Here is a 25,178-nt window from a genome sequence, read left to right as displayed (position 1 = left end):
CTCGGCCCTGGTTTTGAATGACCAGCCGAGGGAAGGGGGCCTTCACGCGAAGGACGACCGTCCTATCAGAACTCGTCGGCCTTGGTCAGCTCGTGTTCGAACGCGTCGGCACGGGCGACGAGGGCCTTCAGCGGATGTTCGAACTCGTTGACCAGGTTCAGGTCGATCAACGGAATCGTGTGCTTGAGCAGTGCGACACCGTCCACCACGGCCGCGCCGCCGACCGAATCACCGCCCGCCAGTTCGAGCAGGCGCCGCAGGTCGATCTTGTCCGCCCAGCCGACCGGAGACGAGATCTCCACCCACTCCGCGCCGTCGTGGTCGGGCAAGTGGTGCAAGGACACCTGCTGGCCGCGGCCGTCCTCGGTGTCGGCCCGGAACCGGAGCCAGCCGTCCCGCTCTTCGAGCACCTCGTACCGCGCCCGGACGAAATTGATCACGCCTGCCCAGATGGACACCCTCGTCACCTCTCGGTTTCGCCGCCTCGTGCGCTGTCGAGCATGGCACATCCGGGACGGAAGGCGGAGCGCGGCCGGTCACGGTCAGGGCGGTGACACCGGTTCCAGGGATTGATGTCCGTGAAGGCCTCGTTGAGGGGCTCGCCTTTGCTTACCCACTGGTGTGGGGCTTGTGCGGGTTTGCTGGGCCGGTCCGGGTGGGGAAGATTCCGGACGTTGAGCGTCCGGAATCTTCCCCGCTCGATCGCCGGTCCACCGGTCGTGAGCGGGCACGAGCTTGATCAACGGAAGATCCGGGACGTTGAGTGTCCCGAATCCTCCGTTGATCAAGAGGTGAGACCGGGCGACGATGCCCGCGGAACCACCCTCGTCCCGGTCAGGCGTAGGTACACAAATGCGGGTTCTCCTTCCCTACTTTCAGGGTAGGGAAGGAGGCCTTCACGGACCGCGGCTGTGGCTGGTGGTGTCACTGCGCCTGGTGGTGCTTGCCCGAGGGAGGGAGGGACTCTGAGTCCTTCAAAGAGGCCCGCCTTTGTACCTACGTCTGATCTGCGCGAGGGTGGGGGTTCCGCGGGCATCGTCGCCTGGTCTCACACCTTGATCGTGCCGATCACGACCGGTGGACCGGCTACCCGCGTGTCACACAGGCGCCAAGCGGTACCCCGACCCCCGTACGGTGTGGATCAACGGCGGATCCTTGAGTTTCCGTCGCAGCCGCGCGATGACGACGTCCAGCACGTTCGACGCCGGGTCCGCCATCTCGTCCCACGCGTACCGGATGAGTTCCCGGCGCGAGACCGGCCGCCCCGACGCGGCCAGCAGCCGTTCCATGACCAGATACTCCTTGCGGGTCACGGTGAGCAGCACGCCCGCCCGTGAGATCTGGTGCCTGCCGGTGTCGAGTTCGACGTCGGCGCACCGCAGGATCACCGCCTGCCCGGACATGTCGCGGCGGCACAGGCTGCGCACCCGCGCGATCAGTTCCGGCATGGCGAACGGCTTCACGAGGTAGTCACCTCCGCCGACGCGCAGGCCGTCGACGCGGTCGGCCACGCTGTCCCGCGCGGTGAGGAACAACACGGGCAACTGCCATCCGCCACCTCGCCTGCCGCGCACGTAGGCCAGCGCGTCACCCGACGGCAGCATCCGGTCGAACACCGCGCAGTCGTAGGCGTTCACCATCAGCGCCTCGTCCGCGCCGGGCAGGTCGGCGGCGGTGTCCACCGCGAACCCGTCGCCGCGCAGGGCGAATTCCAGCGCCACCCGCAAATTCTCGTCGTCCTCGGTCACCAGCACCCGCACACGCCGAACCTTAGACCCTGTGGTGAACCCGTGTCCGCGATCAACGTTCGGCAGGGCGTCAGTCTCTATCGGTGAACCCGTGTCCGCGATCGACGTCCCGCAGAGCGTCAGCGTGCGGTGGCCGCCATCACGTCGGCCACTTGCAGTCCGCGCAGTTCCTCGACGGCGGGCATCCGGCCCAGCAGCCGCAATCGTTGCGATTGCGCCTTGCGTACCTTCTCGAACAACCGGCGCGCGTCCCGCGCGTTGCCGAAGTTGACGTCCCCGGAGATGAGCCGGAAGTGCTCGGTCAGCACCGGCGCGGCGCCGGGATCGAGTTCGTAGTCCCCCGCCGACGCCATCCGTCCGAAGATGGCGAGCAGTTCGTCGGGACTGTAGTCCTCGAACTCGATCGTCTTGCCGAACCGGGAGGCGAGACCCGGGTTGGCGGCGAGGAAGTCGACCATCTCACCGGTGTACCCGGCCACGATCACCGCCACCTCGTCACGATGCTCCTCCATCAACGGCACCAGGGTGTCGATCGCCTCCTGGCCGAAGTCGCCGCCGGAACCGGCGAGCCGGGTGAGCGTGTACGCCTCGTCGATGAACAGGACGCCGCCTTTGGCCTCTTCGAACACGGTCGCGGTCTTCTCGGCGGTGTGCCCGATGTACTGCCCTACGAGATCGCGGCGGGACACCTCGCGGAACTGGCCGTGCGGCAGGACTCCCAACGCCTTCAGCAGTTTCCCGTAGATCCGGGCGACCGTCGTCTTCCCGGTGCCGGGCGCGCCCGCGAAGATCAGGTGGTGACCGGTGGCGCCGATCGGCAGTCCGGCCCGGCGGCGCCATTCGTTGACCTGCAACTCGTCGACCAGTGCGCGGACCTCTTCCTTCACCCCGGGAAGGCCGATCATCCCGTCGAGTTCGGCGAGCATCTCGTCCAGCGCGTTGTCGCCGACGGCGCCCGGATCCGCGGCCTCGGAGAGTGTCGGCGTCGCTCCCTCGGCGATCGAGATCCCCGGTTCCGCGGTGTTGGCGACCCGGCACGCGGAGATCTCGCCACCGCAGCCGGAAGCGAACGCGATCCCGGAGCCACGGGTGTCGGTGACCATGCACCGCTTGAGCACCGGCGCACCGTGGTGCGCCACGGCGATGCCTTCGTAACCGGTGTGCGAGATCACGCAGCCTTCGATGACCGGCCGGGCGTACTGGTAGACGTAAAAGCCGCGCAGCCCGCAGCCGGTCACCGTGCACCCGGTCACGACGGGGTCGGCGCCCTGCCCAAGGGTGATCCCGTCTCCCAGCACGTCTTCGACGGTGGTGTCCTCGATCCTGCCGGGCGCGCCGTCGACGAGGATCCCCTGCTCCCCGCCCGAAATCACGCTACCGGTCACGGTGAACGCCGTCGTGCCGCGGATCGCCATCGCCGGCCCGCGACCGCCGGAGACGCTGCAACGCTGGACGGTCAATTCGGTGGCCTCGGTCTCGATCGCGGACGCGCCGCCAGCCAGGATTTCGATCCCTTTCAGGACAAGCGATCCACCGGTGGCGCGGAAAACGGGCCGGTCGGCGCCCCTGCCGTCGACGACGACGGTCGCGCCGTCGGCCGCGGCCAGGGTCACCCGCAGACCGTTCAGTTCGACGGTCTCGGCGTACTCACCGCTCGCGATGGTGACGACGGCGCCGTCCGAGGCGTCCGACAAGGCGTCGCCGATGGTCGGATACGCGCCGGGCCGGGGTGCCACCAGCAGGACGCGGCCTGGGGTCGACGTGGTCATCAGCCCGCCTTGGCCAGGAGCCAGCCGCGGTCGACGGCCTTGGCGCCAGCCTGGAACCGGCTCCTGGCGCCGAGCCGGTTCATGATGTCGGCGACCATCCGCCGCACCGTGCGCACCGAGATGCCGAGCCGCGCGGCGGCGGATTCGTCGGTCGTGCCGGACAAGAGCAAGGTCAGCAACTCCTGCTCGCGGCCGGTCAGTATCGAAGCGTTGTCGGACTCCGGGTCCTCCAGCGGGACGAGCGGCGCGGCGGCCTGCCAGATCCGCTCGAAGAGGCCGACCGTCGCGGTGACCACGCCGGGCAGCCGGAACACCGCGGAACCGGCCTGCCTGCCCTCCGCGGGAAGGACGACCGAGGTCCGGTCGATCACCAGCGCGTCCATCGGGACCTCGGCGTCGGTCCGCACCTCGGCACCGGCCCGCGACAGCCGGTTGAGCGCGCCGGACATCCGCGCGGAGTCGGGGAAGAGCACTTTGTGCCGAACGCCGGGGCGCACGTTCGCGAGCGCGATCCGCTGGAACGCGGTGTCCGTTCCCGTGCTCATCACGAGCACTTCACCGGTCGCTTCCGCGAGCAACTCGCCGAGCCCAGCCCGGTCGTTGCCCTGGCCCGTTCCCGTGACCAGGCTGAGCTGGCCGGTCTGCACGGTCATCGCAGGTACCTCCCTCTTCCCCCGGCGCGGTGCCGCCGACGACGTCCTGTTCATGCCAGTTCCCCGCCTTCCGGGCGGCGGCGGGCACCCGACGCGTTAGCGTTCAGGGGCACCGAGACCGGCGAGACGGGCCGGTGGAACTGCACGCGTCTACTTTCGCCGTCCGAACATGAGGTTTTGATGACACGGGTGATGGTCGTCGAAGACGACGAGAATCTGCGGCTCGCGCTGGTCACGCAGCTGCGCGCGGCCGGCTTCGCCGTAGACGACGCGGCCGACATCGCGACCGCGGACAGGTTGCTGCGCGGAACGCACCACGACTGCGTGGTGTTCGACCGGATGCTGCCGGACGGCGACGCGATCGAATACGTCCACATGCGACGGCAGCTGGGCTGGCGGGCGCCGGTGCTGTTCCTCACCGCCCGCGACGCGCTCGCCGATCGGGTGGCGGGGTTCGAACACGGTGGCGACGACTACCTCGTGAAGCCGTTCGTGATGGCCGAACTGACCGAGCGGGTGACCAATCTGTGTCACCGCTCCGCGTTCGACCGGCCCTCGGTGCTGCAGCACGAAGACCTGGTGATGGACTGCGCGCGGCGTGAGGTGCGCCGGGCGGGCGTGCTGCTCACCTTGACCAACAAGGAGTACGCGGTGCTCGAATACCTGCTGACCAGGGCGGGGCTGCCGGTGCAGCGGGCGGATCTGATCGAGCACTGCTGGGACGCGCAAGCCGATCCGATGTCCAATGTGGTCGACGTGGTGGTGAAGCGGTTGCGCCGCAAACTGAAGGAGCCCGAACTGATCCACGCCGTCCGGGGACTCGGCTACCGGCTGGGTGCCCGATGAACACGCACTCCTCGGCCGATCGGCTGCGCAGGCTGCGCTGGCTGCTGACCGCGTTGTTCACCGTGATGAACACGCTGGGGCTGGTCGTCTTCGCGTGGCTGCTCATCGACGAGGACGGCGATCAGGGCGAGGAACGGATCGACGCCACACTGACCCAGCTCACGTCGTCGGTCAGCAGACTGGTCGCCTACGACGGCACCGTGGGCTTCGACCTGGTCAACACCGACGTGCTGAACGATCGCTGCCCGCAGTTCGCGATCCTGCCCGGCGGCGCGCCCGCGTTCCAGCCGCACCTTTCGCGCGCGACCTGCGTCCCGATGAACCCGCAGCTGTTGAACGGTCTCGCCACCGAAGCGGTACGGAGCGGCAAACTGGTGCAGGGACACCAAAAGGCGGCCGACGGACAACTGGTCAAGGTTCGCGCGGAACCGTTGCGGGACAAGAACGGCAAGCCGTTCGCCGCCGTCGTGGCGGTGCAGTCCACGGCGGCGGAAGACGACGCCCACACCCGGTTCACGCTGCTGGTGATCGGCGGCACCGTGCTGCTGATCGCGGTACTCGGTTTCGCGGGACACCTGCTGTCCGGCCGCTCGATCCGGCCGGCGGCCGCGGCCTTGCAGCAGCAAGAGGTCCTGCTCGCCGAAACCGCGCACGACCTCCGCACCCCGGTCGCCGCCCTGCGCGCGCTCGCCGAAACCGCGATGGCCAACCCGGCCCAGTCGGCCGAACTCCTGCCGCGAACCGTCCGTCTCGCCGCGAGAATGGGCGGCATCATCGACGACCTGCTCGTCCGCGCCCGGCTCGCCGCGGGCGTGGAGCAGCTGAGCATCCAGCCGATCTGGCTCGACCAGCTGGTGGTCGGCGTGGTCGAGGACAACGCGACCGACAACGCCGAAGTCACCGTCACCGCCGCACCCACGAAGGTCAACGCCGACCCCGCGCTGCTGCAACGGGCGATCGGCAACCTGCTCGACAACGCCGTGCGCTACGGCCGCCAACCGGGCGCGAAGGCGTTCGTGCACCTGACCGTGGCCGGCGGCACCGTGACCGTCGCGGACCACGGTCCTGGCATCGACACCACCATGGCGGACGACGCCTTCGACCGGTTCGCCAGCACCGGCGGGTCTTCCGGGCTCGGGCTGTCCATCGTTCGGTGGGTCGCGCAGGCGCACGGCGGCACGCTAGCGGTGTACAACGCCGACGAGGGCGGCGCGATCTTCGAACTGAGGCTCCCGATCAGCACGAACTGAGGCGAGGAACGTGACCTTCGAGATCATCGGCCTATGCGGTGAGGAACCCGGCCCGGACACCGTCCTTCCGGCCTTGGCGGCGGCCGGTGAGGAGCTGCGCGCCGACTTGCGGGACGAGCCGCCGCTCATCCGGCTTCTCCATCCCGACGGGAGGCTCCTGGTCACCGTCGAGGATGTCCAGCTGGTCCGGGTCGAAGGCGAAGCACAGCGGGTGCTCGGTATCGGCGACGAGGTCGAGGTGCCGCATCCGGTGTGGTGGGTGGAAGTCCATGCTCCCGATGGCGATCCCGAAGCGGAGGCCGCCGCCAGGACGTTCACCACGGCGCTGGTCGCCGGGACCGGAGGGTTGTCATGGTCGAACCGCTGAGGGAAGCGCTGGTCTTCGAGCAGTTCCGCACCGTGGTCGCCGCCTCCCCCCGGTTGATCGACGCCGCTTGGACGGCCGTCGAGTCCGGGCGGACGCTCCAGGTGGTCACCGCCGAAGACAGCGGAATCACCTATCCGCTCGAAAAGCTGCTCTCGGAGATCGGGAGCGAGTGGGTGGTGCGCGACGGCCGAGGGCGGTATCGCGAGGGCATCAGCGGAATCCCGCTCACCTGGCACGGTGGCCGGTTCGTGCGCGAGGCGGGCGCGTCACCTTCGCCTCCCGACACCACGGTGGGTTCGGGAGAAGTGGAGGTACAGATCACCGCCCCGCACCCGGCAGACCGGCCGCTCCGGCTCGGCGAGATCGTCCAGGCGGTCGTGTCGGTGCTCACCGGTGCCGAGCCGACCGGCTGGGGTGTCGCCGAGCCGGCGACCGAACCCTGGTCGGCGGCCGAGCTCACCGCGTTCTGCCGGGACCGCGCGCCCGAACCGAGCGGACTTGTCGTCGTCGGCCAGGGGATCACGGGGCGGCTCCGGGTGTCCGCGGTGGACGGCGGCCTGCTCGAAGAGATCGAGCTCGCCGGACCGGCCGCCGGAACGGTACGGCAGGAGGCCATCGAGACCCTCGCCGTCGCACTCGCCCCCCTCGTGCGGCGGATGCTGGTCGCCGCACACCCCGGCAGGCGAGGCGGCCTACGGCGGAGCACACCGACGCTGCCCGCCACGCCCTACGGCATCCTCATCGGACACGAGACGGACGGCGCGAAGGAGCCCCCTCCGGACGCCGAAGTGAAGATGCTCGGCCTCGAAGGCCGCGAGGCCGCCTGGTTCCGGCTCGACTCCGGCCGCCGGTCCCCGTTCGAGGAACTCGACGAGATCCTTCGCCACTTCGCCGTCTCGTGAGTGGTAAGTACGGCTCTGTGCCGTGAAAGCCACTCAGTGCCGCCAATGCCACCTTGGGGGCACTGGGTAGCCGGGCCTAGGTGCGCGGATACCGCCGGGCCCATTCCACGGCATAGCGCCGATCCGCCGACGGGGGCTGCGCCGAGAAGTGCCAGAACGCGTCCCCGGCGACGGATTCCACCAGGTCGGCCGCCGCGAGCCGGTCGAGCCATCCGGGCGGCAGGCCGGGAATCCCGGTCCGCGCGCCGACCACCGCACCGGCGATCGCACCCGTGATCGCACTCCTCCCGGAATGATCTACCGCGGCCTGCAGCGCCCACTGAGGATCGAAGAACCGGCGCGTCACCGCGATCATGGCCCGGCCCAACGCGTCGACGGCGGTGTCACCACTGCCGACCCTGTCCAGCTCTTCGGAATCGGTGCGGACCAGTTCCTTTCGCGCACGCACAGCATTGGCCAGGACGGCCGTCACCGGGCCGGGCGCGGGTCCGCGCTGGACGATCTCCTGGAGCAGGGTGTGTGGCGGCGATGGTTCCTCGCGGCGGAACAACCGGCCGAACAGCGCGGCGATGACCCCTGCCGCTTCGGCGGTGGGGCCGTCGGCGCCGCCGCCTGCCGCCAGCAGGCGGCCCACCCGTGCCGCGGTGTCCACATCGGATTCCGGGCCGCCGCCGCAGAGCGCCGCGGCCAATCCCGGTACGAGAAAGGCGACGTCGTCGGCGGTCGACGGCGCGGCCTCGCCGGGCACGCACAGGTCCGGGACGTGGGAGAGCCAGCCGTCGCGTTCTCCCCGCTGGGCGTCCTGCCAGCGCTGCACGGACAGCGCGCCCAGCGCCATCAGCCCGCCGGGGGCCGCGCCGCCGAACGGGGCGGACAGCCCTCGCACCAAGCCCTCGGTGTGGAACAGCAATTGCCGGGTCAGCGGACCGATCGTCCCGGTGGGTTCGAGGATCCCGTCCTCGCCGTACCGCGCGCGGATCTCCGGAAGGCTCAGGGTGTCCACGGCCGAACCCAGAGACTCCCCGAGCGCGAACCCGGCGAAGGCGCCGACGACGCGGTGCCAGGCGAAATCCGTGCCGTCGGCGTCCTGCCGGAAGAACTTGCCGGAAGTCGCCGCATGCGGCCGGATCCGCCCTGCCGCGTCGTATCCCGCGGTAAGGCCGTTGGCCCGCAAGTCGGACGGCCACCGCTGACCGGAGACGTCATCGTCCGGCGAGTCGACACCGGTGGGCGCCACCCGGTTGCGCTGCTCCCAGGCCCGGCCACGGACGAACCGCACACAGTCCTCTATGGACAATTCGAACCCGGCGGCCCTGGCCTTGCCCGCTGCTTCCGGCAGCCCGGGGACGGGTTCGGTAAGGCCGAGTCCCGCCCGGATCTCGTCCGCCGCTTTCGTCACCTCCACCGAGTATTCGGGCGAAACCTCCACGGCCCGGACGACCGCCCGGAAATTCGGCCACTGCTCGCGGGTCTTCACGAGTTCACCGGCGGTGACGACGTCCGACGGGAAGGCGCCCGGATTGATCGCCAGCCCGGTTCCTGGGAACTCCGCGGCGACGGACAGCACGTCCGCTCGTACCCATTTCGTGGTGCCGGGCGGCAGCCGCCTGCGAGAGCTGAACACCGTCAGCATGCGCCTGTTCTCTCGCCACAGCGCGGGAAGTGGTTCCTCACTCCGGTGGTCGACGGGGTAGTAGAGCTCTGCGGACAGCAGGCCGACCAGGTATCGCGCCCGGTCGAACCGCCCCGTCTCCAAGCAACCGAGCAACTGCTCCGCAGTGGTTTCCATGGCCGGATGCCCGAGCCGTTCGGGACCGAGCCGGTAATCCGGGTTGACCCGGATCTCCCCGCCGCCTGGGCCTCGCTTGCGCCAGGCCATGATCGCGCTCGCCGGGACACCCAGATGCGCCACCCCGCTCCGCGCGAACTCCGGTTCCAGGATCTCCTGCCAGTCGTCATGACCGGCGACGGCCACCGCGATACTCGGCCCGGTGCCGTCGGGGCCGGGGTCCGGATGGCGCAGGCTCCCGTCCTCACGCACGATCAGCGCGGGTTTGGGGACGAGCGCCGCGAGCCGTTCACCGCCGTCCAGCGCGCGAACCGCGTCATAGGGCACGAACCAGCCCTCCGGGATTCGCAGCAGATTCTCGTGGTCGACCCGCACCGCGTGCTCCCCGGCGGTCAGGTCGACCGGATTCCCCGCCCTCAGCCACTGTTCGACCTTGGCGATCGCTTCGGAAGCCCGCACGATCAGTCCTCCCGCCGTATCCCTCACTTGAACTCCCTCACCAGTTTCCACTCGTGATCCCAGATGCGGGCCGGCCAGGCCTGCCCGGCGATCCGGCCCAGCCGCTGGATCTCTTCCAGCCGGTCCCGCGCGCCCTCGGCCGCCTCGTCACCGATTCCGGTCGCGCGGAGCATCCGGACCAGCCAAGCCGGGTCGATCGCCCGGATCGCCGCGAGCACCTGGTCGTCGAACGACTCATCGAACCAGGCGGCCACGAAACCGGACCGGATCCCCACCAGCGGATCGGCGTAGTCCGGAAAGGACTGGCCGTTGTCGATCACGATCGCTTCCCCGTCCGGACCGGTCAGGCAGTCGCTCGGGCTTCTGTCCAAGCTGGCCGCGACGTAGTCCAGGAAGGCGATCAGCTGTTGCTGCTCACGCGGATAGGCGGACACCTCCAGCGCGGGACCGGCGTCTCCTCGCCACACCTGGCTGGAACCGGGTCCCAGCGGGCCGTCGATATAGGCGGTCGGTGGGACGGCGTCCGAGCCGACGGCCCGCGCGAGCCGGTACATGGCGTTCTCACGGAATCCCTGTCCCGCTTCGGGAAGGTGCGATCCCAGCGCGCGGGTCTCTCCCGAAGCCGGTTTGTAGATCGTCCGCGGATGGTCGGCGTAGGTCAGGTGGTAGGTGGCGTTGGAGCTCTGGCGGCCATCGCCGAACTCCACACAGCCGAGCGGTTCGGCCGCCGCCATCGCGGCCTCGGCCGCGTCCCCGAACGTTTCCGGTCCCGGCGGCGGAGGCGAGGGCAGGCCACGTTTCGTCGCCTCGTCGAACAATTCGGACCGGCGCCGCAGGAGCACCACCTCCAGGGCTTCCTCGTCACGAGACAACGGCCGCGTCCGTTCTTCGGCCCGGCCGATGAGCGAGCCGACGGTTTCGTCGAGCACACGCGCGGTTTCCGCGACCTCCTCGATCGCCTTGAGCCGCAACTGGAGTTCCGCGAGATGCCCGCTCGGCAGCCGCAAGACCAGCCGGAGATCGCGGTAGCCGTCGTGCCGCGGCCGGAAAAAGCGGTCTTCGAGGCCCACGATCTCCAGGGAATCGGTGTCCAGCCGTTCCCGCATGACGTTCAAGGCCTGATAAACCCAAGAGACCTTGTCGAACACGACGAACGCGGCGGCTGCCTCACCGTCACCGTGACCCGGGGTGCCACCGGCGGCTTCCGCCAGCCAATCGGCGAGCTCGTTCACCCGTTCCTGGTCCTGGCGCCGGAACTCGGCGGCGGGGAGACCGTCCGGGATGCCGTCGGCATTCTCGCGCGCGGCCCGGACGGCCGCCCACTGCGCGTCGGTCAGGTCGATCGGACCGGGAGGAGACGCCAGCACGCTCTCGCGCAGGATCTCCTCCGCGCCACGCCGCGCCACCTCGGCGGTCGCCGCCGTGAAGATCGCGGAGTCTCCGCGCGGGGGCAGCTCCGCGTCGGTGAAGGTCAGCAGGCCGATTCCGGTCACCCGCTTCGGCAAGCGCATCAGCCAGCCGTTGTGCGGCTCCAGGAACACGACGCCGTTCTCGTCCCGGCTCACCAGCGCGACATGGTCCCGGACCGAACCGCCGCGCTCGGTCGAGGTCACGTGGATGACGGCCAGCGCCCCTACCGGCCGATCCGTCATCGCGGCGATGACGCTGTCGTAACTCGTGCCGTGACCGTGGTCCCAGGTCCCGCCGAGCCGATCCGAGATGTATTCCAGGCTCGACATCTCCGGCAACCGGTCCAGCGGCACCGGCGGCGCCGTCACCTCCTCGCCGCGCAGGCGCCGTACGTAGTAGACGACGGCGCGGGTGCAGTTGGTGAGGTAGCCCTCGTCGAGGGCGTCCGGCGAGTAGTAGTGCGGGTTGGTGCCGGGAAGCCGGGGATACTTCGAGAGCAGGTAGGAAACGGCGGCGGTCCAACGGCCGATCACGGTCTTCGCGTGCATCGCGGGCAGTAGGTTGCGCCGCGTGGTCCGGAACAACGCTGAAACCTCGTGCGGCGCGGAACCCGCCGGATTCCCGTTGTCCCGGTAGGCGGCATGGCCAGGCTCTCGCGCCTGGACGGCTTCCACCTCTGCCGAGCCGAGCCGCACTTCGTCGTCCTTGCCGTGATATCCGTTCCTCTCCGGCGGGACCACGGCAGCCTGAGGCTCCGGCAGATGGAGATCTCCGCTCGGTCGCCGGGCGCCCGCCGGCGCACCGGCGGGAGGCAGCTCCACATCGGTGAAGGGCAACAGAGCCAGCGCGACCGGCTCTTTCGGCAGGCTCAGCAACCAGCCGTCCTGCGGGTCGAGGAAGACGATCCTGCCCGCGTCGTTGGTCACCAGCGCGACGTGCCGTTTCAGCCGTCCGTCCGCCAGGCGATATTCCATCGCCAGCGCGGCCATCGCGCCGGAAGGACGGCGCAGCATCGCGGCGATGACACTGTCGTAACTCGTGCCATGACCGTGCTCCCAAGTCCCGCCGAGCCGATCCGAGACGTACTCCAGTGTGCCCAGCGCGGCGGAATCCGCCGGACGCAGCGGTGGGGCTGTCACGTCCTCGCCGCGCAGCCTTCGCACGTAGTAGACGACGGCGCGCGTGCAGTTGGTCCGGTAGCCGTCCAGGTACGCGCCGGGCGCGTGGTAGTTCGGGTTCGTGAGGGGCAGTTCGGGGTGGTGCTCCCGGATGTACCGCGCGATGTCGTGGATCGCCGGAAGGCGGCGAGCCGGGCCGCCTGCTCGCGCGGACGAGCCCTGCCAGCCTCCGGGGCCCCCGATCGCGCTCCGCCGGACCTGCGGAGCGCGGTACCGCAGATGCCTGATGGCCGCTTCTTCGGCCTGCTTTACCTCCGGATCGTCGCCAGGACGACGAGGAGCGTCCGGCGCCGGATCCAGTTCCTTCGGCCACTCGGGCGAGGACAGCCAGAGATACCAGTCGACGGCGTTGCTCAGGTCGGCGTTGGCTTCCCAGACCGGCAGGCCGTTCCCGGTCCGGTGATAGTCGGCGAGGTACGTGGCCGCTCGTTTGGCGAGGACGACGAGTTTCACGATCGCCAGCCGCCGGTCACCGAGCGTCCAGTAGGCGCCCCAATCCCATTGCGTTTGGTTCAAGTCCAGTCGCGTCGCCTCCGCGCCGAGGGAATTCTGCAGGTCCTGGAGGACGGCTTGGTATGCGCTCGCCCAGTTCCCGTACGGATACTTGTGCGCGTCGATTCTGATCGCGGTGAACTCCGGGGCGGCGGTCCCCACCGGTCCGGCCGGTCGCGCGACCGACCGGCCGGGCCGCTCCAGCTCGGCCATCACTGTCGCGGCGGACAGGATCACCTGGGAGTCCACGAAAGCCGACGCGGCCATCTGCGCCGCGACGCGTTCGGCCGCCTTCCCCTTGTTGGTCTCGGCGATGTCCTTGTCGCTCAGTGCCAGTTCTTGTTTCCGGTGCCACCATTTGCGCCAGCCGATCACCGGGCCGTACAGACCCGCCGTCAGCGCGGCCAGCGCCAGCGATTGGGTGACCCCGAACGCCTCCACGAAACCGACGGTCACCCCGGTGCTGACGATCGAAACCCTCGTATAGGTCTTCATGAACTCGGCGCGCGGTGCGAACGTCGGCCGGGTCTCGATCGCCGGTGCGCCCGGGACGACCGAGCGCACCGGTTCCGGCCGCGGCTGCCCGAGGAAGGGAAGCGCCTCGCGGAACCGCCGCAGCAGGCCGGGTCGCCGCGGGGCGATCATCTTTTCGACCTGCTCGAGCAACGCCATGCGCTCCGCGAACACGTCCGGCCTCATCAGCCGCCGGATGTCCCGCTCGTCGAAGAACTTTCTGTCCACTGTGTACCCGAGCTCGAGCTGGTCCAGTTTGTTCAGCTGCCAGATCGCGATCGGCAGCATGAGCAGGCTCTTCCCGGCTCCATAGGCGCCGAGCGCCTGGAACAGCGTCAGATGCTGGGACAGCAGCGCGGTGTTGTCGATCGTGCCCGACGCGGTGGGCCGCAGCCCTCGCCGCAGGATCTCGCTGACGTACTGGGAGAAGTCCGGCAGATTGGCCATGATGCCCAGTTCGGGCACGGACCGGCCGACGTCGTGCGGGTCGGGGACTTCGTCCGGCTCGGGCGGCCGCTCCAGGCCGAGCCGCTGCCCCATGGCCGCGTAGACGTCCGCCTCGGCCTTGTCCAGTCCCCTGGCCCGCTTGTCGATCTCCTTGAGTTCCACCCCTTTCTGGACGCGGGTGCGGGCGCGCTCGGCGAGGGGCAGGAAGACCGCGGCGCCGACCGCGTACACGGTGAGGCTGAGCCAAGAGGGCAGCCCGATTCCCGTGCCCGCCCAGATTTCGAAGGGCACGGCGGCCGCGGTGCCCGCGCCGAGGGCCGTCAACGGCGGGACGCTGAACCGTGCCCAGTGTTTGCGCAGGGGCTGGGCGAGGTCGGGCCGGGGACCCATCGCCTGTTTGCCCGCCGGGGCTTCGGGGCCTTCTTCCGGGGCCCAGCCCAGGACTTCCAGCAGTGCACGCACCCGCTCGGCGGGCGCCGCGACGGCGTCGATCTCGCGGGCCTTGGCGTCGTATTTCCGTACCTCCGCGACCTGCGCGTCCTTGTTGATCTCCCACTGACGGGCGAGGAAGCCGCCATAGACGGCGTTGACCAGGCCGAAAACGCCCCACGCGACGCCGCTGGCCGGTGAGCCCGAGGCCGCGAAGACCACCGCCGCGCTACCGGACGGCAGGAAACCGGTGATGAGGCCCGTGGCGACATGGGTCCGCGTCGCGAGGTAGCCGTCCGTGACCTTGGGCGGGAGGTGACGCTTGATCAGCGCGGTGACGGGTTCGCTCCCCAACGCGGCGAGGCGGTGCCCCTGGTAAGCCTGGTTCGGATCGAGGCCGAGTTTGCCGATCACATCCCGGATCTCCGTCCGGAGGCGGTATCGCCGCGGGAGGTTCCACTTCACGCCGTCGAAGGCACGTCCGAGGATGAGGAGCTGGGCCAGATAACCACGGTCGGCGGCGGTCGGCCGCGGCAGGGCGTCCAGATTCCCGTCCGGGCTCAGGAATCTCGCGCTCGCGTCGGCGGTGGGTTCGTCCGTCAGGTTCGTGTACCCGGCGATGAGTCCGTGCACGGCCACGCGGAGGGCGACGTCGAGCGGCATCCGGGTCGACGCGGCGATCCTGATGGTGCCCAGCATCGGGCTGTGCTCCGGGTGGCGGTTCGGTACCGACCACTGGCCCGCCGCGTCCTCGAGATCGGCGAGGTCGAGGACGACGCCGATCGTGCGTCCCCGCGGATCGGCGACCATGATCGACCGAGGGTCCGAGCTGACGATCGTCATCCCGACGGCTTTCACCGCTTCGGGGAACGCGTGCCACAACGCCTGCTGGACCTTCTCGGGAGAGGTCTTCCCCTGCACCGGCTTGCCCGCCTCGATCGGCACCGGGCCGGCAGCGACGGGCGCGGGAGCAGGCCGGCCGGCCGGAAGTACGGCCGGTTCGGCCGGCGGCAACGAGCCGATCGCCGCGGTCAGCTGCCGGGCGAGGACGCCGATCCGCTCCGGATGTCCTCGCAGGTCCACGATTTGTTCGAGGATCCCGCCCTGGTGGGTGGTCAAGCCGGCGACCCGCTCGATCAGTTCGCCCGTGGCCGCGGCCGCGCCGACGGCCGCGATCAACTCCGAGAAGGCGTGTTGCACGGTGGCCGGAAGCGCGTGCCAGACCGGAGCCCACTCCGGCGGGAGACCCGCCGGAGGAGCGACCTGCGCCAGCCAGTGGGCCAGTGCCTCCCCCGCCTTCTCGGGGAAACCGTTCTTTCGTGCCAGCAACGTGCTGAAGTTCTTCAGCACGGGAAGCCCGGCCCTCGGTCCCACCTCCGCGGCGAGATCCGCGAGCGCACGGCGGTCCACCGGCCGCAACGCCAGCCAAAAACCCGTCAGCTCGGCGGGTAGCCCCGGCGGGAGGGGCGCTCCCCCGTGCCGGGGGTGCGGTGCTTGCCGCTGGGGATGCCGTGGCCGCTTTCCCGGTTGCCACGGGGCACCGAAGTCGAAAGCGTGGTGCCCGCCGATCATCGGATCCGGCCACATCAGGTCCCCCGGACCGACGGACGGCCGTGGCGGAGGTGACGGCATTCCGGGCTGGATCGCCGGTGCGGGTGGCGGGTACTTGGCCGCGAACGCGACCGGATCGGCCTTGAACTCCTGGACGGCAGGGGTCTCGATCCGCGGGTGGAGCGGATCGGTGACGGCCCGCCGGATCCGGACGGCGTCGCTTTCGTGGCCGAAACCGATCTCCCGCTGCTGCCCGAACAACGCGGTCCGGGCCGCTTCGCCGAGACGACCGGACTCGATGCCGATGACCCGGCTCATCCAGAAGGCGTCCCATTCGGCCGACGGCACCCGCAGCGAACGCGGAACGACGTCGACGCGCAGTTCCCTTGGCACGACCGAACCCTCGGCCCCGGCTCGCAACGCCTCGACCACCAGGAGTTCGCCGCTGCGCCCCTGGAATTCGTGCGAAGCGTGGATCAGGGTCTCGAACCACTCCCCGGCGAGGCCCCGGTACAGGTTGACCGGCTTCGGCTCCTGCATTCCGTGGACCACACACTCGTGCACCAGAGTGGTCACGAGCTCGCCAAGGCCGACCTCCGGCCGGATCAGGCTCAGTCCCAGTTCGGGCAGTGCCACCGCACGCCGCTTCAGCTGGCCGAAGAGCTTGTCCTCACCGATCTCCGCCAGGATCTCGTCTCGCCTCGGATGGCTCGCGATCGACCGGCCGGTCCAAGGCACCGCCGTTTCGGTGAGGCCGTGCGCGAAATCCACTCCTTCCGGACCGAACATCACTTCGAGCCAGTGGCGTGTGATCGCTCGTGTCACCACGTCGAACCGGCCGTTCCCGGTCACCGATGGCCGCAGGAAGCGCATGCGGTGCGGATCGAGGAGATCGAACGCGGCGACCTCCGCCCAGGCCGGCACAGGAGAATCCGCGTGCTCCCTGGCGTAGGTGCGCAGGGAATCACCGAGGACGCGCAAAGAGTCCAGCACCGGCCGCACATCCTGGGTGCGTTCCGCGGTGGTGATCGCGTCCCGCAGCTCGGCTGCCTGCACGACGAAACCCGCCCACGACGCCATCCGCCGCTGGACCACCTCGTGCGAAAGCGTGCCCAGCGCCGCTTCCTGTTCCAGCAGTGCCGACACCTTCGGGGCGGCCTCTTCGAGCTGCCTCGGCAGTTCGTCCGGGGGATGCGAACCGGGCTTGTCTCCGGCATCGAGGAAGACGGTGAAGTACTTTTCCGCGACGAGCATCTTCTCGTCGATGGAGTACGCCTCGTCGCCGAGATCCCTGAGCAGCGGTTCGAGGTTCTCGGGCATGGTCTGCCGGACCCGGTCGAGGAGAGCGCCGAATTCGCGGCGGAAGACCGGGAGTTCGGGCGCGTAGGCGTCCATCGCCGCCAGGTATTCGCGTTCCGGGCCGGTCAGATCCCAGCCACGCCCGATCCCGAGCGCCACGTTGTCCAGATGGTTCTCCCGTGCCGCCGCGGACCACGCCGGCCGCTCGATGCCCTCACCCAGCAGATCGGCCAGCCTGCCCGCGTCGACACCGGCCGCCGTACCGGCTTCCTTGAGATAGGCGAACAATTCCGGGTTGTTCTCCCTGAACACCGCGAAGACATCGTCAGGGGCGACCGACGGCCCCGCCTCGCCGGCGAGTCGCTCGTACAGCCCGGCCATACCGTCGGCCAGTGCGCGGAACTCGGCCAGCCATTCGGCTTCCGTGCTCTCTTTCGGCGCCGGGGGCTCGTTCTCCGGTTCCGGCGCCATCGGCTCGCGGGCAGCAGCGGCGAGCAGCTTGCCCTTGAGCCGGGGGTTCGGCGTCAGGAGGGTGAACGGCGAGTCCTTCCCCGGCGTTCGCGGCCCTTCCCAGTTCTGGCGATACAGCACGCCGGCGAACCGTCGTCCCGGCCCTTCCGTCAGCTGCCGGGCGATCTCCGTCAGGCCAGGCTGGTCATTCCAGGCCGCCGCACCGTTGATCACCAGGAAATCGCGTTTGCCGAAGGGCCGGTTCGCGAGATCTTCCCGTGCCCGCCGCGGCAGATCCTGATGAGCGGCGTCGGCCACCGTGACCCGTGCGAGGCTGCCGTCGGCGAGCCGGACGACGACCCACGGGAAACCGGTCGGCCTGCCGTGTGCGTCCAGGTCCGGGCGCACGACGTGGACGATCTCGGCGCCCACGAGCAGTGCGTCGGCGAGTTGGCCGGTGTCGAGCCCGCGTAGATCGCCCGCGAGCGCTCGCTCAGGTGAGTGCCGCTCGACGAACTGCCTCGCCCTCGCCGCCGCTTCCTCGCTCAGTGCCTTGGCCAGTCCCGGAGAACGCATCGGGCGACCGGCGATCGCCGTCGCCTTCTCCGGGAAGGAATTCGTCGTATGCGGCAGGGAGTCCAGCACCGAGTACGGAGCCGCCTCCGCTTCCCTCCCATGGAACTCGCGATGCTGGAACACCGCGTCGAAACCGAGGTCCATCAGCTCTTGGGACAGCGACGTCGTTTCGGGATCCTTGCCCGCCGGGGGCCTGCCGTCGAGCACGACGCTGTTCCGCACGCCATCCGGTGCTTCGTCGAGCCAGACCCTGGCCCGGTCCACCGCTTCGTGGCGGGCCGCGTGCCCCTCGCGAAGGTCGCGCGCCGGGATGATCAGGATCCGCAAGCCGGTGAGCCCGGCCAGTCTGCCGGCTACTTCCACCATTCCGGTCGGCTCGCCCCGTTCGTCCAGCAGGGGCCTCGGTTCGCCCTCGATCTCCGCGCCGGCGAGCCAGTCGGGATTCTCCAGGATGAGCTCGTACAAGGCGTCCAGCGCGGGATCTTCCCCGTGTATCCGCTGGATCTCGCGGAGCGCCGCCCGTTCGCCGTCGCTGAGCGGGTTCTTCACCGGATCGGCCAGATACGCCGCGAACCGCAGGAGAGCTTCGATCTCTCGCCGAGTCCGCTCCTCGGCGTCGGCGAATCCCCACGGGCCCAGCGAAATCGGCATGGTCTGCCGCGGGAGGATCCCCCCACCGCCACGTTCCGGCCGGGCCGTCCTCGGTTTCTCGGGCCGCGTGCCGGTCAGCTCGCCCAGCCGCTCGCCGAGCCATTCGCGCTCTTCGTACTCCTCCAGGAACTTCAGCTTTTCGGCCAGATCGGCGTCACGGGAGATCATCCGGCGCGGCTCACCGGGCCGGGGATGCAGGATGAGCCGGTCGATGATCTCGTCGAGAACGCGGTGCAGCACCTGCGCGGCGTTCCAGCCGAGTCCGGCGGCCAGGTTCCGCAGCGCCTCACGCTCCGCGTCGGTCAGCTGTTCCAGTACCTCGGGCGGGACTTCGGCGAGGGGATCGGCTTCCGGGTCGACGCCGCCGTCGTCCAGGCCGGGCCAGGCGGGGATTTCCGGCGCGAGTGGACCCGGCCGGTCGATCCGGAGCGGGAACCCGTCGGGCCACCCGGGAACCGACGGCCGCGGAACACCCGGTGCGACGGGCTCACGCTCCGGACGCGCGGGAAGCTCGATCGGCGTCGGCTTTTCGGGCCGCGGCGGCCGGTGGAGGGGAAGATCGGGAGCAGGCGGCCTCCCCGGTGCGGGGCGGGGAAAGTCGCCAGGCGGCAGGTAAGTCGCGGGAACGGTGGGCAGTCCGGGAAGCGGCGCGGGGTCCAGTGGACGGGTGAGCCGGTGGTCCAGATGCTTCGGCTCGGGGAACTCCGCGGGCCGCACCGCCGGGAATCCGTCGGGAGGGCGGGGTACGACGTCGGGTTGCCGCACCGAGGGAAACGCCGCGGGAGGGCGCGTCCGGACGGCCTCGCGCGGAGTCACCGTCTCGTCGGTGGCGCGCGACAGCGGACCCGCGGCCGGACCGTCGGCCCCGCGAGCGTGCTGCCGCGACGGGGCATCCGGCTCCGGGGCGATCCGCCCCGGCGGGCGTGGAGGCGGCGAAACCGGTGGCTCAGCGGGAAGACGGGCCGAATCCCCTTCCGGTAGCCGCTCCTCTCGCCAGAATTTCAGTTCTTCCGGCCGAGCAAGGTCCACCGCGTCTTCCTGCTTCGCGGCGCGCTCCCTGACACTCATGGGTTCGGCTTCGTGAAGCCCGGCGACAGGCCCCTGAGGCAACGGCTTGGGCTTCACGGTGCCCGATCCCGCGTGCTCGGCGGCGCCCCGTGCGGGCGCGCCTTCGTGCGCGGCCGCAGGGGCGGCGTCATCGAGGAGGCCGACCGTCGACGGACGCGGCGCGGCCGCCGACCCACCAGTGCCGCCAGTCGGTCGCGGTGGTGGTTCTATCGGTTTGCCACCACCCGGCCCCACGACGTCGCCGGGGCCGTCTTCCCCGTGACGTTTGGCGTACTCCTCCGGCATGTGCTTCTTCGCGAACTGGTCGATCGGCGTTTCGAACCGCTCACGCCGTTCTCGGAGAGCCAGTTCGTCGTCCTTGACGCGATCGGCTGGACCGCCGTCCTCTCCGTGCCGCTCGCCTCTCGTCCCATCCCGGTCACCGGCGGTACCGTCTTTCGAGCCGCGGCCTGCCTCTTCGGCGGCCGGATTCCGGCGATCGACCGGCCCGTCTTCCCCGTGCTTACCGGCGCGGGTCTCTCCTGGCTGTCCGGTTCCGCGGTCGCGGAGTCCATCAAGGACCTTCGCGGGCGCCGGTCCCTCGCGTCCGAGGTTCTTCAGGTCGTTCCGGGCCATGTCCGCGGCGTCACGCCCGATGGCGCCGTCGCGGACATCTTCCTTCGTGACGGAGTCCCGAGACAGCTTCGACGGCGGGGGATCGACGTCCGCCTTGCGGATCGAGTCGATGATCTCCATGCGGATGCCGTGGCCGAGGTTGGGCGAAACGTGCCCCGTCGCCCGCCAGAAAGCGAATTCCTCCCGCACCCTCGGCGGGTAGCCGGACTGAGCGGACTCCTGCCACGCCTTGTCGAACAGGCCGGTTTGCCCGGGGCCGAGCTGATCCCGGAGTCCGTGCGGTGGCGCGTCCGCGCTTGGCTGCGCGTGCCCGGCCTGGCCTTCGAGGCCGTCACGGGACGGGGAAGCGTCGGCGCCACGGTGGGACTCCGACGGCGCCTTCGGCTCGGCCGCGGACGGCTGGCGATCCGCTTGCTGTGCAGGATCGGGTCCACCGTGCCGATTCGGGGCGGCGCCGTGTTCGGCAGGCGTTCCACCGTGCGACGGAGTGGGCGTGACTTCGGGCGGCCGCACGAGATCGTGGGGAGAAGGAACGAATTCGCCGCCAGTACGCTTGTGCGCGTCGACGAAGTTCTTTTCGATGCCCTGCCGGAGCGACTCCTTTTCGCGCGGGGTGGGGAGCGATGGCTCTCCGTCGCGCGGTGGTCCCTGCTTCGGTGGTTCGGGGCCGGCACCCGATGGCCCCGGTTCGACCGGCCGTGTCGCAGGCGTGGCGTCGTTGCCGTGGGGCACCTTGGGCGCGCCCTCTTCGCCCCGGTGGAGAGGGCGGAGGCCGTCGACGACGTGAGCGGCCTTGCCCAAGCCGTACTTGGCCGCACCCGTGAGATTCGCCTTGCCGAGGATTTCCCCGACCTTGTGGAGACCCTTCGGGAATCCGGTGAGGTCGGCCGCTTTCGCGCCTTTCCCCAGTGCGCGCGCACCGCGGGCGATACCCGCCCCGGCGCCGCGGGTGCCGATCAGGCCGATGACGTTGCCGGTGGTGTAGCCGGCGACATGCCACCAGTCTTTTCCCCAGGCACCGTGGTCGACGAAGTTCTTGCCGAATTCGACGAGCGTGTCACCGAGCACGCCCTTGAACAGCTTGTCGTCCAGGAACTCTCCCAGCTCCGGGTCCAGGCCGTACAACACCGCTCCGCCGACCAGCATGCCCAGGTTTCCCCAGGACTTCTCGATGTTGTAGAGCGACCAGCCGCCCTCGCCGAATCCGGCGAGCCCGATGAACGCCTGGAACTGCACCACGGCCGAATCCCAAAGACCACCCCAGAATCCGTCGTGCGGTGTCGGATCCGCCTCCTTGGGGTTCCGCATGTTCGCCGCGGTTTCGCTGATCATGTCCTTGATGTCCTTGGCCACCCCTTCCGCCAGCTTCCGCCGGTAGTAGCCCCGCACCCCTGGAAGATTGCAGCCCAGCGCGATGTAGATCAGGTGGTTGCGGTCATAGGTGTCGTGGATCTTGTCCTTGACGTCGACCAGGAGGTTCGCGTACGACTCGTACGCACCGCCGATGGAGTCCAGACCGACGGCGATCTGGTGGATGCCGTTCTCGCCGTTGTTGTTGTTCTGGACGAGGTCGCGCATGCTCGCGCCGCCCCTGTCCCGCCACGCGGTGCTGTGCAGGCGGGTCACGATGTCGTTCGTGCTCGTCACGGCCTGCTGCACATGCCGTCCGGCGTCCTTGAACCCCACGGCCCTCTCCTGCGCGTGGACCGCGCTGTCCGGGGGGTAGTAGTCGTCTACGGTCCCGCCGCCTTCCGACAGGATCAGGTTCCAGAAATCACCCGACGGCGGGGCTTTGTCCTCCATGACCGCGAGCGCCGATCAGCGGTTGACCGACGCCCAGATGGCCCTGGCGGCCTCTGCGTCATGGGCGAGATAGACCGGCACCAGCAATCCGCCGATTTCCGCGACATTGGCATAGAAGCCGGGAACCGTGCCCACGGCCGACCTGGCCTTCTCCGGCGCGAATTCCCCCGTCTTCTCGTCCGTCAGCAGTTCATGGAACGTCTTGCCCAGCAGCCCTCCCCCGACCCGCGTGGCGGCGACGATCCGATTGTTGTCGCGGGTCCAGGCGTCACGGAGATCCGCGGAAGCGCCACGCAGGTTCCCCATGAAGGTGTTCGTCGCGTCCGGGTCCATGTCCGCGACGTCGTCACCGTTCAGGCTCAGCCAGGTCATCGGTGCTCCCCCGCGATCTGCCGGTCGAGTACGTGCAAAGCGGGCCCGAACCGCAGATCGGCCACACCGGAGTCGGGCTTGTCCGGCAGGTGGCCCGCGACGAGCGCGGCACACTGCGCCTGGGCGCGTTCATGGGCGCGGTGGATCGTGTCCGTTATGGACCGCGACAGTTCGGCGGAGTCGGGGACGCGGTAGACGCGTGGATCCAGGCGCAGCTCCACCAGTTCGCCGTAGCCACCGACGGTCGCGCTGATCAACCCGTCGTCGGATTCGGCGGTGACCCGTAGTCCCGCGATCCGGTCTTGAGCGGCACGGAGTTCCTCGGCCATTCGCCGGTAATCGTCGTACCTGTTGACGGACGTCTCCACGGTGCCTCCCACCTGTCTCCAGGCAAGTCTGCGGCCGTCAGAACGCGGTGACAGCGCCGTGGCAGGTTGCGGCCAGCCGGCACCGGGACGCCGGTCGTCGTCCGATGATCGCCAGGGTGAAAAGACATCGGATGCTCGCCGCCGTGACGGCGCTGGCCGCTCTCCACTGCGGCACCGTCTCGGCACCGGCGTACGCGGCCCCGCCCGCGGGGGCCTGCCGTGATCCGGAGCCGGCGCATGCGGAGGTCCAGGCGGAACCCTGGGCGCAGCGCCAGCTCTCCCCGGAACGGGTGTGGCCGTGGAGCCGTGGCGCCGGGATCGTGGTGGCGGTGGTGGACTCCGGGGTCGACGCCGACCACCCTCAGCTCAGCAGACCGGGGAAAGTACGCCAGGGCAGGGATTTCTACCTGCCGGGTGGACTGCCGGGGTCGTTCGACTGTGTCTCGCACGGCACCGGGGTGGCCGGTCTCATCGCCGCCGATCCGGTTCCGGGCATCGGTTTCCACGGGATCGCCCCGGACGCGGAGATCCTCCCGGTCCGGATCACCGACCGGGATCTGAGCGACCAGGGCGATTCACTGCGGATCGACCCTCAGGTGGTGGCCAACGGAATCCGGTACGCGGCCGACCAGAACGCCAAGGTGATCAACCTTTCCCTGGCAGGGCTGAGCGACTTCGCGGTCATCCGCGACGCGGTCGCGTACGCCGTCGGGAAGGACGCGGTGGTGGTCGCCGCCGCGGGCAACTCCCAGCGGGACGCCAACTCCGGACTTCCGTCCTTTCCGGCAGGCTACCCCGGCGTGCTCGGGGTGGGCGCGGTGGACATCGACGGTGCCCGGATGCCCGCTTCGCAGATCGGCCCGTACGTCGGGATCATGGCACCGGGTGCGAAGGTGCTCGCGACGACCCGCGTGGCGGGCCACGCCTACGTCGACGGAACCAGTTTCGCCGCGCCGTTCGTCTCCGCGACGGCCGCGCTGGTGCGGTCCGCGTGGCCGGAATTGTCCGCCGCGCAAGTCGTCCAGCGGCTGAAGGCGACGGCGAACCCGGCACGGGGCGGCCGGGCGAGCGACGCGTACGGCGCGGGACTGGCCGACCCCTACCGCGCGGTGACCGACGGACTCGACCCGGCGAAACCCGCCGCCCTGCCGGTGTATGTTCCGGGCCCGGTCGACCAGGCGGCCCTCGACCGGGCCGACCGGCTCAGGGAAACCGGGACGGCCGCGAAATGGCTGACCGCCGCCGCGATCGCCGGAATCCTGGTCGCCGCGCTGGGAGTGGCCCTCGTGGTGCGCGGAAGGCGGCGTCGCTGGCGGCCCGGCCGGGCCGCACCGCTGCCCGCCGAACCGGCCACGGTGGAACCGCCGGAGCAGATGTTCCTGCTCTCCGAGCACTGACCGTCCGGCCGGTCACGCGAAAGGTCCCGGCGAGCCGAGCTCGCCGGGACCTTCAGTCCTCAGTGGACGCTTGTTCAGAGACCCCTGAGCAACTGCGCCGCTTGACGAGGGGCGTCGAGCACGGTTTCGAACGCGTCACGCGTACCGCGCGCCTGCCCGATCTGGGTGTGGAAGGTTTCGCTGGCCTTCGCCATGTCACCCTGCACCTGCTGCATCAGCTCGTGACCGTACCCCGAACGAACCTCCGAGTCGTACAGGAAGCCGAATTCGTTCCGCTGCTGGCTGACGTTGTCGATCTGGTGGTTCGCGTCGCTGGTGAGAGCGTCCACCATCATTTCACCGGTTTCCCGGTGCGCGGTGACGGTTTGGGAATTCTGCACTGTTACCAGTCTCCTTTCCGGATTACATCCTGGCCGCGAGGCCGTAGGTCGCCGATCCCTGAGCCAACCGCGACGCTTCCGAGTCGTGGTCGACGATGATGCCCGCCGCGGTCATCATCCCGTCCGAAGTGTCGGTCGTCTGCCCGACGTGGACACCGGTCTCCCCGCGCCGCGACGAATCGACGTCACACATGGCGGGTACGAATGTCCCGCTGCACGCGGCCGCTCCCTCGTCGACCGCGTTCGCGACCCGCTTGGAGCCGTCGGCCATGGTCTGGCCGAATTCCGAGAAACGCGACGACTGGGCGCGCAACGCGGCGGTGTTGTCGTCGATCAAATCCCAATACGACATGCTCGGTTCTCCTTTCCGTGCTCTCGCACTCTTCCCAGAGGCTA

At 69.7% G+C, this 25,178-nt stretch carries 15 protein-coding genes; 5 read left to right on the top strand and 10 right to left on the bottom strand.

Going from position 1 to position 25,178, the window contains the following annotated elements; genetic code table 11:
- Nucleotides 1-65: 65 nt before the first annotated feature.
- The 4 genes from ACZ5ZX_RS09245 to ACZ5ZX_RS09230 form a co-directional block, all read right to left on the bottom strand.
- Entirely contained in the window at nucleotides 66-458 is a 393-nt protein-coding gene (locus tag ACZ5ZX_RS09245; protein WP_465501483.1) for a hypothetical protein, read from the bottom strand.
- 639 nt (nucleotides 459-1,097) lie between these two features.
- Nucleotides 1,098-1,760 carry a winged helix-turn-helix domain-containing protein gene (locus ACZ5ZX_RS09240; RefSeq protein ID WP_465501482.1) on the bottom strand — a complete coding sequence of 221 codons (663 nt, stop codon included), beginning with the start codon at nucleotides 1,758-1,760 and terminating at the stop codon, nucleotides 1,098-1,100.
- Nucleotides 1,761-1,867: 107 nt separating this feature from the next.
- Nucleotides 1,868-3,517, bottom strand: coding sequence for a right-handed parallel beta-helix repeat-containing protein (locus tag ACZ5ZX_RS09235; protein WP_465501481.1), 1,650 nt, complete (start codon nucleotides 3,515-3,517; stop codon nucleotides 1,868-1,870).
- Entirely contained in the window at nucleotides 3,517-4,170 is a 654-nt protein-coding gene (locus tag ACZ5ZX_RS09230) for a LuxR C-terminal-related transcriptional regulator (protein WP_465501480.1), read from the bottom strand. The genes ACZ5ZX_RS09235 and ACZ5ZX_RS09230 overlap by 1 nt, the downstream gene beginning before the upstream one ends.
- A 180-nt stretch (nucleotides 4,171-4,350) precedes the next feature.
- Here ACZ5ZX_RS09230 and ACZ5ZX_RS09225 point away from each other — a divergent pair, with 180 nt between their 5' ends.
- The 4 genes from ACZ5ZX_RS09225 to ACZ5ZX_RS09210 are packed head-to-tail and all read left to right on the top strand — an operon-like array spanning nucleotide 4,351 to nucleotide 7,535.
- Complete coding sequence (locus ACZ5ZX_RS09225; RefSeq protein WP_465501479.1) at nucleotides 4,351-5,016, top strand: response regulator transcription factor; 666 nt, start codon at nucleotides 4,351-4,353, stop codon at nucleotides 5,014-5,016.
- The gene (locus ACZ5ZX_RS09220) at nucleotides 5,013-6,266 is read left to right on the top strand and encodes a sensor histidine kinase (protein ID WP_465501478.1); all 1,254 of its coding nucleotides are present in this window, start codon (nucleotides 5,013-5,015) and stop codon (nucleotides 6,264-6,266) included. The genes ACZ5ZX_RS09225 and ACZ5ZX_RS09220 overlap by 4 nt, the downstream gene beginning before the upstream one ends.
- Nucleotides 6,267-6,276: 10 nt before the next feature.
- Nucleotides 6,277-6,633 carry a hypothetical protein gene (locus ACZ5ZX_RS09215; protein WP_465501477.1) on the top strand — a complete coding sequence of 119 codons (357 nt, stop codon included), beginning with the start codon at nucleotides 6,277-6,279 and terminating at the stop codon, nucleotides 6,631-6,633.
- Entirely contained in the window at nucleotides 6,618-7,535 is a 918-nt protein-coding gene (locus ACZ5ZX_RS09210) for a DUF6177 family protein (RefSeq protein WP_465501476.1), read from the top strand. The genes ACZ5ZX_RS09215 and ACZ5ZX_RS09210 overlap by 16 nt, the downstream gene beginning before the upstream one ends.
- A gap of 76 nt (nucleotides 7,536-7,611) precedes the next feature.
- On the opposite strand, the gene ACZ5ZX_RS09205 is transcribed toward ACZ5ZX_RS09210, so the two are convergent.
- From ACZ5ZX_RS09205 to ACZ5ZX_RS09190, 4 genes are read right to left on the bottom strand one after another with little or no spacing between them, the layout of a single operon-like run.
- Nucleotides 7,612-9,783 carry an ADP-ribosylglycohydrolase family protein gene (locus ACZ5ZX_RS09205; RefSeq protein WP_465501475.1) on the bottom strand — a complete coding sequence of 724 codons (2,172 nt, stop codon included), beginning with the start codon at nucleotides 9,781-9,783 and terminating at the stop codon, nucleotides 7,612-7,614.
- 23 nt (nucleotides 9,784-9,806) lie between these two features.
- Nucleotides 9,807-22,265, bottom strand: a complete 12,459-nt coding sequence (locus ACZ5ZX_RS09200; RefSeq protein ID WP_465501474.1) for a toxin glutamine deamidase domain-containing protein — start codon at nucleotides 22,263-22,265, stop codon at nucleotides 9,807-9,809.
- 15 nt (nucleotides 22,266-22,280) lie between these two features.
- Nucleotides 22,281-22,637: a hypothetical protein gene (locus ACZ5ZX_RS09195; RefSeq protein WP_465501473.1), complete on the bottom strand. Its 357-nt coding sequence runs from the start codon at nucleotides 22,635-22,637 to the stop codon at nucleotides 22,281-22,283.
- The gene (locus ACZ5ZX_RS09190) at nucleotides 22,634-23,005 is read right to left on the bottom strand and encodes a YbaB/EbfC family nucleoid-associated protein (RefSeq protein WP_465501472.1); all 372 of its coding nucleotides are present in this window, start codon (nucleotides 23,003-23,005) and stop codon (nucleotides 22,634-22,636) included. Before ACZ5ZX_RS09190 ends, ACZ5ZX_RS09195 begins: the two co-directional genes overlap by 4 nt.
- Before the next feature lie 131 nt (nucleotides 23,006-23,136).
- Between ACZ5ZX_RS09190 and mycP the strand changes: the two genes are divergently transcribed.
- A complete protein-coding gene (mycP, locus tag ACZ5ZX_RS09185; protein ID WP_465501637.1) occupies nucleotides 23,137-24,402 on the top strand; it encodes a type VII secretion-associated serine protease mycosin in 1,266 nt (421 codons plus the stop codon).
- A 74-nt stretch (nucleotides 24,403-24,476) separates the two neighbouring features.
- Here the strand turns inward: mycP and ACZ5ZX_RS09180 are convergent, their stop codons facing one another.
- Both ACZ5ZX_RS09180 and ACZ5ZX_RS09175 read right to left on the bottom strand, forming a co-directional pair.
- Complete coding sequence (locus tag ACZ5ZX_RS09180) at nucleotides 24,477-24,782, bottom strand: hypothetical protein (protein ID WP_465501471.1); 306 nt, start codon at nucleotides 24,780-24,782, stop codon at nucleotides 24,477-24,479.
- A 22-nt stretch (nucleotides 24,783-24,804) separates the two neighbouring features.
- Nucleotides 24,805-25,134 (bottom strand): hypothetical protein, encoded by a 330-nt coding sequence (locus ACZ5ZX_RS09175; protein WP_465501470.1) that lies wholly within the window; start codon nucleotides 25,132-25,134, stop codon nucleotides 24,805-24,807.
- Nucleotides 25,135-25,178: the final 44 nt, after the last annotated feature.

The sequence above is a fragment of the Amycolatopsis sp. NPDC033938 genome (genome assembly GCF_055575975.1).
This window is presented reverse-complemented; position numbering and strand designations above follow the sequence as displayed.